This window comes from uncultured Sphingomonas sp. (assembly GCF_937871615.1).
Taxonomy (GTDB): domain Bacteria; phylum Pseudomonadota; class Alphaproteobacteria; order Sphingomonadales; family Sphingomonadaceae; genus Sphingomonas.
On sequence record NZ_CALMPA010000069.1, the window covers coordinates 1 to 8,516 of the forward strand.

8 protein-coding genes and 4 pseudogenes are annotated in these 8,516 nt (G+C 62.3%); 6 read left to right on the forward strand and 6 right to left on the reverse strand.

Annotated elements, in window-relative coordinates; translation table 11 throughout:
* Positions 1-51: 51 nt before the first annotated feature.
* The 3 genes and pseudogenes from dmpG to Q0316_RS18040 form a co-directional block, all read right to left on the reverse strand.
* Positions 52-876 (reverse strand): annotated as a pseudogene (gene dmpG / locus Q0316_RS18030) (4-hydroxy-2-oxovalerate aldolase); the annotation flags it as partial.
* Positions 873-1,802 (reverse strand): acetaldehyde dehydrogenase (acetylating), encoded by a 930-nt coding sequence (locus Q0316_RS18035; protein ID WP_298674927.1) that lies wholly within the window; start codon positions 1,800-1,802, stop codon positions 873-875. The pseudogene dmpG and the gene Q0316_RS18035, both read right to left, overlap by 4 nt.
* Before the next feature lies 1 nt (position 1,803).
* Positions 1,804-2,589 carry a fumarylacetoacetate hydrolase family protein gene (locus Q0316_RS18040; protein ID WP_298674930.1) on the reverse strand — a complete coding sequence of 262 codons (786 nt, stop codon included), beginning with the start codon at positions 2,587-2,589 and terminating at the stop codon, positions 1,804-1,806.
* Between the two features lie 83 nt (positions 2,590-2,672).
* Between Q0316_RS18040 and Q0316_RS18045 the strand changes: the two genes are divergently transcribed.
* Positions 2,673-3,443, forward strand: coding sequence for an IclR family transcriptional regulator (locus Q0316_RS18045; RefSeq protein WP_298674933.1), 771 nt, complete (start codon positions 2,673-2,675; stop codon positions 3,441-3,443).
* Between the two features lie 177 nt (positions 3,444-3,620).
* On the opposite strand, the gene Q0316_RS18050 is transcribed toward Q0316_RS18045, so the two are convergent.
* Positions 3,621-4,850, reverse strand: coding sequence for an FAD-dependent oxidoreductase (locus Q0316_RS18050; RefSeq protein WP_298674936.1), 1,230 nt, complete (start codon positions 4,848-4,850; stop codon positions 3,621-3,623).
* A gap of 284 nt (positions 4,851-5,134) precedes the next feature.
* On the opposite strand from Q0316_RS18050, the gene Q0316_RS18055 reads away from it, so the two are divergent.
* Positions 5,135-5,347 carry a transposase gene (locus Q0316_RS18055; protein ID WP_298674939.1) on the forward strand — a complete coding sequence of 71 codons (213 nt, stop codon included), beginning with the start codon at positions 5,135-5,137 and terminating at the stop codon, positions 5,345-5,347.
* Positions 5,344-5,692: pseudogene (tnpB, locus tag Q0316_RS18060) on the forward strand (IS66 family insertion sequence element accessory protein TnpB). The gene Q0316_RS18055 and the pseudogene tnpB overlap by 4 nt, the downstream one beginning before the upstream one ends.
* Positions 5,693-5,737: 45 nt before the next feature.
* On the opposite strand, the gene Q0316_RS18065 reads toward tnpB, so the two are convergent.
* On the reverse strand, positions 5,738-5,902 hold the full coding sequence (locus tag Q0316_RS18065; RefSeq protein WP_298674941.1) for a hypothetical protein: 165 nt from the start codon (positions 5,900-5,902) through the stop codon (positions 5,738-5,740).
* 78 nt (positions 5,903-5,980) lie between these two features.
* Here Q0316_RS18065 and Q0316_RS18070 point away from each other — a divergent pair, with 78 nt between their 5' ends.
* A complete protein-coding gene (locus Q0316_RS18070) occupies positions 5,981-6,103 on the forward strand; it encodes a hypothetical protein (protein ID WP_298674944.1) in 123 nt (40 codons plus the stop codon).
* Entirely contained in the window at positions 6,100-6,504 is a 405-nt protein-coding gene (locus Q0316_RS18075) for a site-specific integrase (RefSeq protein ID WP_298674947.1), read from the forward strand. The genes Q0316_RS18070 and Q0316_RS18075 overlap by 4 nt, the downstream gene beginning before the upstream one ends.
* A gap of 100 nt (positions 6,505-6,604) precedes the next feature.
* Here Q0316_RS18075 and Q0316_RS18080 read toward each other — a convergent pair.
* Positions 6,605-7,681: pseudogene (locus tag Q0316_RS18080) on the reverse strand (IS5 family transposase).
* Positions 7,682-7,969: 288 nt separating this feature from the next.
* Here Q0316_RS18080 and Q0316_RS18085 point away from each other — a divergent pair.
* Positions 7,970-8,389 (forward strand): annotated as a pseudogene (locus tag Q0316_RS18085) (tyrosine-type recombinase/integrase); the annotation flags it as partial.
* Positions 8,390-8,516 lie beyond the last annotated feature (127 nt).

The following is an 8,516-nucleotide window of genomic DNA, read 5'->3' on the forward strand; positions in this document are numbered from 1 at the left end:
CCGTCCAATCTCCGCCAAGCATGCTCAAGCTTCACGATTTTTGCAACAGAGCCGGACAAGGTCCTCGGCCGCGTCCATCAATGCATAGAGATCGCATCCGTGGTTCCAGCCCATCCGGTCTGCTGCGGCGATGAAGACTTCGAGCGGCGCATTGCCTGCGCCCGCGCCCATGCCGGCAAGGCTTGCGTCCACACGAACCGCGCCGTTCTGGACAGCGACGATGGAGTTGGCAACGCCCAGGGAAAGGTTGTGGTGCGCATGCACCCCGCGCTGCGTCTCCGGCTTGAGCACCCGGTCATAGGCCTGAACACGCGCGGCATAGTCATCCATGCTCATCGCGCCGCCGCTGTCGGTCACGTAGACGCAATGCGCGCCATAGCTTTCCATCAGCAGGGCCTGGCTTGCCAGAGCTTCGGGGCTGGTCATATGGCTCATCATCAGGAAGCCGGACACATCCATCCCCAGGCTGCGCGCCGCTTCGATGTGCTGCTTTGAAACGTCGGCTTCGGTGCAGTGCGTGGCGATGCGGACCGACTTCACGCCCATTTCTGCCGCGTGCTTGAGATCGTGCACCGTGCCAATTCCCGGCAGCAGCAGAGTGGTCAGCACCGAATGCTCGAGAACTTCGGCAACGGCCCCGATCCAATCCCAGTCGGTATAGGCACCAAAACCATAGTTGAAGCTCGAACCCTGCAGGCCGTCACCATGGGCTACTTCGATTGCGTCCACCTTGGCGCGGTCAAGCGCCCTGGCGATCGCCTGCACGTGATCGAGGCCATACTGGTGCCGGATGGCATGCATGCCATCGCGCAGGGTTACGTCCTGGATGTAGAGCTTCTGGCTCGTAGGGTCGTTGAAGGTGCAATTGAGGGTCATGCCGCCATCCTTTCGGCGATCTTCTCGGCCGTCTTCATGGCAGCCGATGTCATGATGTCGAGATTCCCGGCATAGGCCGGCAGGTAGTGCGCGGCGCCCTCCACTTCGAGGAACACCGAGACCTTGAGCCCGGTAAACTCACCATCCATCTCGGGAATGCGCAGCGGGCGATTGCCGCCAATGCTTTCGAACTGCACGGCCTGCTTCAGCCGGTATCCCGGCACATAGCTCTGCACTTGCGCCACCATGTCGTCGATCGACTGGCGGATCGCCTCATGGTCGGCGTCCTCGCACAGGCAGTAGACGGTATCGCGCATGATCAGCGGCGGTTCGGCGGGGTTCAGGATGATGATCGCCTTGCCGCGGGTCGCGCCGCCTACCTCGACGATGGCCTGGCTGGTCGTCTCGGTGAACTCGTCGATGTTCGCGCGTGTGCCGGGTCCGGCGCTCTTGGAACTGATCGAAGCGATGATTTCGCCGTAATGGACCTTGGCCACGCGGTTGACCGCGGCAACCATCGGGATGGTGGCCTGCCCGCCGCAAGTCACCATGTTGACGTTCGCCGCATCAAGGTTCGCTTCGCCGTTTACCGGCGGGATCGTATAGGGCCCGATCGCAGCCGGGGTGAGGTCGATCATGCGTTTGCCCGCCGCCAGCACCAGTTCGCTGTTGCGCTTGTGCGCGCCTGCGCTGGTCGCATCGAAAACGATCCCGACTTCGGCGAATTCAGGCATCGCAAGCAGGCCGTCGATGCCCTTGTGGGTGGTCGCCACCCCCATGCGTGCGGCGCGGGCCAGGCCGTCTGACGCCGGGTCGATGCCGACCATCACCCCCATCTCAAGCACTTCGGAGAGGCGCATGACCTTGATCATGAGATCGGTGCCAATGTTGCCGGAGCCGATAATGGCTACCTTCGTCTTGCTCATCTCAGGCTTCTCCATACGTAAAGCTGCAGGTGCCGATGCCCTCGACCGCGGCACGGACCGTGACCCCTGGAATGAGCGGCACCATCGGTCCCAGTGCGCCCGCCAAAAGAATGTCCCCGGCCTTCAGCGGCTCGCCGCGCGCGGCCAGCGTTTGCGCCAGCCAGGCGGCAGCGTTAAGCGGATTGCCAAGTGCCGCAGCGCCGCTGCCGGTCGAGACGACTGTGCCATCGAACGTCATCTCCATGCCTGCGCCCTCAAGATCGAGCCCGGCCAGGGGCAGTCCCTGTTTGGCCAGCACGAAGAAAGCGGACGAACCGTTGTCCGCCACGGTGTCGGCGAAAGTGATTTTCCAGTCGGCAATCCGGCTGTCGACGATTTCGATCGCAGCATGAACCGAAGCGACCGCTTCGGCGACCTGCGCTGCCATGGTATCGGGCGAGGGCAGGTCCGCTGCGAGAACGAAGGCGATCTCCGCCTCGGCCTTGGGCTGGATGCATCGTGCGGGATCGAGCACAGCGCCGTCCGCCACCTGCATGTCGTCAAAGAGCACGCCAAAGTCCGGCTGGTCGACGCCCAGCTGAGCCTGAACGGCCTTTGCGGTAAGGCCCGCCTTGCGCCCCACGATCCGGCGGCCCTGTGCCTCCCAGAACCGCGTGTTGATTTCCTGCACGGCATAGGCGCCGACAGCATCAGTCGGCTCCAGCACATCCCGCATCGGCGCAACGGTCTGGCCACTATAGGCGTCACGGAGGCGAAGCGCGATGGCTTCATAGTTGTGTGCAGTCATGATCCTCGTCCTTCAGGCTGCGATTATTGCTAATCGCAACAATGGATTGGCACCAGCGCCGCAAACATCTAATGTCTCATAATATGAGACCCATTTCCAAAACCACAGGCACCCCCTCGGTCGCAGCGCTCGATCGCAGCCTTGTTCTGCTTGAAGCCCTTCTGCGCGACCAGGAAGGGCGGAGTGTGCCTGAAATCGCCACGCAGGTCGGCCTGCCGCGGGCAACAGCTCACCGGCAGGTTGCCACCTTCTTGCGCGGAGAATTCTTGCGGCGGCTTGCGAATGGCGCACTGGTTCCGGGGGCACGCCTGTTGAACCTGGTGCAGCATCTTGACCATTCGCATTTGCTGGTCGCAGCGGCGCGCCCGGTCCTGCGCGGTTTGGCCGGTCGGCTTGGCTGCGTGGCGCAATTGGGTACGCTTGACGGGGATATGGTGACTTACCGCTACAAAACTGGTCGGCAAGCGGGCAAGTTTTTCACGCGGGTGAGCCAGCAACTCGAAGCTTACTGTACTGGCTTGGGCAAGGTAATGCTGGCCCATCTGTCTGAGGCGGAGCTTGAAAGTTATCTTGCCACTGGCCCTTTTCCGCCCTTGACCGCAAACACCATCACGGACCCAGCCAAGCTGCGTCTAGCGTTAGACGACATCCGCCTTCAGGGCTTTGCAATCGATGAACAGGAAATCGCCGAAGATCTGACATGTTTTGCCGCACCCTTAAGAATAGGGGGTGAAGTTGTTGCGGCAATCTCCTTGTCCTTTAGTGGAAATGCTCCGGACGAGAAAATGCGGAAACGGGTAACTGCGTATTTGCTTGCAGCATCTGGGAAGATTGAGTGTGTATTGACAGAATAAAGTCCATTACCAAATTGGGATTGTATTCCTACGAGCTAGATCGCAGATGATTTCACGGGAATTCTGATCCGACAGACTCACGTGGGCGGCAAACATCTTACCCACACGTCTTCCGGGACAGTCCAATTCCGATCCAGCTGTGGCCGACGCGGCGCGCTGGGCGGCCGCGCGGCTGGGTTAGGCGAGCATTTCCTTGAGCGGCACGCTGGCATCGGCCAGGTGCTCAGGCGCGATCTGGGCGCGGGCTTCGACCAGTTTCTTGCCTTGAACGTAGTCCTTGACCATGTTCACGCAATCAAGGGCAATGACCTTGCCGTTCTTGAGGTAGACCACCGAGAACGAGCGCGTGGCCGGGTCGCCGCGAAGCACGGCGTTGTCATGGCCGGTCGACAGGCCGACGGTTTGCAGGCGCAGGTCATACTGGTTCGACCAGAACCACGGCGTGGCTTTGTAGGGCGCTTCGGTGCCGCAGATGCACTTGGCGACGGTGGTGGCCATGTCGTTGGCGTTCTGGACGGATTCGAGGCGGATCACCGCGCCGTCGGCGAAGTCGTTGGCATGAGCCGCGCAATCGCCGATCGCGTAGACATCGGGCAGCGAGGTGCGGCACAGTTCGTCGACGTCGACGCCGTTGCCACCCGAGGCACCGGCTGCGAGCAGCGGACCGACGCACGGGACGATGCCGATGCCGACGATGACGATGTCGGCCGGGATGACCGAACCGTCCTGCATCTTGACGCCGGTGGCCTTGGTGCCATCGCCTTCGATGCAGTCCATCGCCGCGCCGGTGCGCAGATCGACGCCGTGGGCGCGGTGTTCGGCCTGGTAGAATTCGGACAGCGCCTCACCGGCAACGCGCGCCAGCACGCGCGGGAGCGCTTCGAGCAAGGTAACCGAAACGTCGAACTTGGTCAGCACGGCAGCGGCTTCGAGGCCGATGTAGCCGCCGCCGACGACAACGGCGCGCTTTGCTCCGGCATCGAGTTCGGCCATCAGCCGGTCGGCGTCTTCCTTGGTGCGGACAGCGTGGACGCCCTTGAGGTCTGCGCCCATGCACGACAGGCGACGCGGATCGCCGCCGGTGGCCCAGATCAGCTTGCCATAGCCGATCTCGCTGCCATCGCCGAGCTTGACCGTGTGCGCGGCGGGATCGAGCGAGACGACTTCGGCGCCGAGCTTCATCTCGACAGCCTTGTCCTCCCAGAACTGCGCCGGACGGATGCAGATGCGATCGAACGTCTTGTCGCGGGCAAGGTATTCCTTGGACAGCGGCGGACGCTCGTAGGGGATTTCCGGTTCGCGGCCGATCACCAGGATACGGCCTTCGAAGCCGTTCTGGCGCAATGCGATGGCTGCTTGTGCGCCGCCGTGCCCGGCGCCCACGATGATGACGTCTGCGTGCTCCATGCTCGAATCCTCCCGACTGTTGCAGAGCCGTTTGGCCAAAATCGCCGTAGCGTCAACAGAAGGTACGCGGGCGGCCGTGATTTTCGGCGCTTCATCAACGGCTGCTGTGGCTACAGCCTATTGCCTGCAACGGGCCTCACCAGATATTGGAGGCGGTTCCGACTCTTGGCGAAATGACACCCTAAGCGGATTAAGCCGCGTTTGGGCCGGAGGGTTCGGTCCGGGCAGCGTGCGACAGGCACGAGGTCGGCAGCGGTGCGATTTACACATGGCGGCGACAGGCGATGTCGGGAGAACTGACCGGCGTCCGGTCACCGGCCTTGCCGGCATTCTCCGAGGTTGAGATCGCAGATCCGGTCGTCCGCGATGTTGCACCGTCGGTGCCATCACGTTGCGGGCACATCGGCATCGAACTGCCGACGGGTGTCCGCCTGACCGTGGATGCGATGGTCGATGCCGACGCCCTTGCCCGGGTGATCGCCGTGCTCGGCCGATGATCCCGCTGCCACCCTCGACGCGGGTTTGCCTGGCCTACGGGACGACAGACATGAGGAAGGGTTTTGACGGGCTGGCGGTGCTGGTCCAGCAGGTGCTGGAGCAGTCTCCGCATTCCGGCGCGCTGTTTGCCTTCCGCGGCAAGCGCGGCGATCTGATCAAGCTGCTCTGGTTCGACGGGTCAGGGGATGTGCCTGTTTTCCAAGCGCATGGATCGCGGCAAATTTGTCTGGCCTGTGACGAAGACAGGCAAGGTCAGCCTCACCTCGGCCCAGCTTTCCATGCTGCTCGAAGGTATCGACTGGCGCCGTCCCGAACGCATTGCAGCGCCGCTTCTGGCAGGATAAAAAGTCGCGGATTTGCTTGGTTTTTCTGGTGCGGGATGGGCCCACTCAGCGCGTCGAGACGCACATCTCGCTCCGCCCCGAAGCCCCTATTTCTTCGTAGCCGAACAAGGTGGTCGTCTGCTGCATCACCACGTCCACCGCGTCTTCTGGCGAATGTCGCGGCAGATCGGGCTTCGGCGGATGGGGCAGCGCAACGGTCCCCGCGTTCATGACCTACGTCATCGTTTCGCCGTCCAGACTCTGATCAACTGGTATCGTGCAGGGCTGGACGTCGAGCAACAGCTGCATGTGCTTTCTGCGTTTCTGGGCCACGCCTATGTCCGCGACACCTATTGGTATCTGTCCGCCACGCCGGAGCTGATGAGTCACGCCGCGCGGCGGTTGGACAAGCGCTGGGAGGCACGGCCATGACCTCCACCAGCGATCTTCCCGCGCTGATCGAACGGTGGTTCACGGATCGGCTCATTCGGCACCGCGGTTCAAGCGCGAACACCATCGCCTCCTATCGCGACACATTCCGGCTGCTGTTTGCATTCGCGCAAGATCGGCTCCGACGGCCACCTTCAAAGCTCAACCTGACGGATCTCGACGCGCCCTTCATCTGTGCGTTTTTGGACGATCTCGAGATGCGCCGGTCGGCGACGGCGCGAACTCGCAACCTCCGTCTGACAGCGATCCGGTCTCTCTTTCGCTACGCCTCTTTCGAGGCGCCAGCGCACAGCGCTCATATTCAGCGTGTGTTGGCGATACCAACCAAGCGATGCGACAAGCGCCAGTTGGAAACCTCGAAGAACCGTCTGATTTTGGCGTAATTGCGATGTGAAGGCACAGTAGCGGGTGGCGAGCTCCCGGCTTGGGTGGCTGATCTGCTGATTTTCTTGGCGGAACCGGCGGCGGGTGCCGGTTTTGGGGTCACGCGGGCGCAGTACGCCCCTCAAGCCAGGCGAGGCGCTGGAAGTTATAAGCAAGGTTGGCCATGCCGATCTTGATGCGGGCGCGGGCAATGCCGATGGTCCGCACCACGAGGCCCATGCGATGCTTCTGCCCGGCAAAGACGTGTTCGACGGCTGAGCGGATGGCTGAGCGCTTCGCGTTGGCTCTGGCGACGCGCTCGGGCATGGCACGGCGGTGCGGCTTGCGCTGGTGGATGTGGCTCTTGAACATGCCTTTCTCAAGGAAGGCCTCGTTCTTCTTCGACCGGTAGGCAGTATCGGCCCAGACGCCCGAACCGGTGTTGCTCGGGCTGATCAGGTCCGGCAACCGGGCACCGTCATGGACATTGGCTGCGCTGGCATCCCAGGTACGGATGAGGCCATGGGCGCGGTCGATGCCTATGTGGTTCTTGTAGCCGAACATCGGGATCGCGAGATCGACCGGTTTGAACGCCTTGGGATCGGCGCCCTCCTTCACCTTGGCTTTGGTGTATTTCACGCTCCAACGGGCATCGCGATCCGTCTGGCGGAGCCGGGCTGGCTTTGCCTTCCATGTCTCCGGGATCCGGCCGTCCTTGATCGCGGCCTTCTCTTCTTCGGTGTTCCGCTGTTTGGGTGCCGGCACGACGGTCGCATCGATGATCTGGCCGCCCATGGCGAGATAGCCCCGATCGGTGAGCGCTGCATCGAAGCGGGCGAAAAGCTTGTTGATCGCCTTGGCCTGCACCAGGCGCTCGCGAAACAGCCACACTGTCGTCGCATCGGGTACCGTGCCATCGAGCCCAAGGCCCAGGAAGCGCTGGAATGACAAGCGATCCTCCGTTGCTTCGTCTGACAGTGAATAGAGCGCCTGCAGCACCAGAACCTTGAACATCATCACCGGATCGAACGGCGGTCGGCCACCCTTGCCACGGACACTGCGGCGCAGAGCGGCAATCAACGGACCCCGGAAAACCTCAAAGTCGACCACGCCGGTCAACCGCTCAAGCGGATCACCCGCTGCGCTCTAAGCCTCGTAGCGGTCCGAAAGATCAAAGAAACCGAGCTGTCCCGCCATCATCGCCTCCGCTCATCAGCAGAAGCAGTGAATCAGGTCAGGTCACCAAACACCAGAGTTTTTCGAACCGTCCAGTTGCATTTCCTGAACCGCATCGAGATCGATGCTATCCTCGCTCGTCCCGACCAGTCGACCTGGCTCGGACGGCGCGATTACGCATTGCTGCTACTCGCCGTACAAACGGGCTTGCGGCTTTCGGAGCTGGTCGGGCTGGACCGCCATGCCGTAGTTCTCGGCCGCGGGGCGAATGTCCGATGCATCGGAAAGGGACGCTAGGAACGATGCACGCCACTGACGAAGACGGCTCAGCAGGTTCTCCGGGCCTGGCTGAAGGAGCCTGCCAGACGGGGCGCCACCACCCTGTTCCCGAACATGCACGGTGGTCCGCTCAGCACCGACGGGGTCCAGTCATTGCTGAACAAATATGTCGCGCAGGCGTCCGCGGTGTGCGCCTCCCTCCGATCAAAGCGGATTTCGCCGCACGTCTTGCGGCACACCGCGGCTATGGAGTTGTTGCAGGCGGGCGTCGATTGCTCGGTGATTGCCCTTTGGCTCAGTCATGAGTCGATCGAGACGACGCAGACCTACCTTCATGCGCACATCGAACTCAAAGAGGCGGCGCTGGCCAAGCTCAAGCCGTATGAACGCGAGAGGGCAAAACGATTTCGACCCAACGACCGACTGCTCGACTTCCTGAACGCCCTCTGATGCCCGAAACTATGCCGAGCGTTGCCCGTCGCTAATCGGCGACCACCTTGGCAGCCGTTGTAAGTGCCAGATAGGGCTCTGTTGCAAAGATTGGCGGCAGTCAGAGGTAGGCTGTCGCTCTGCGCCG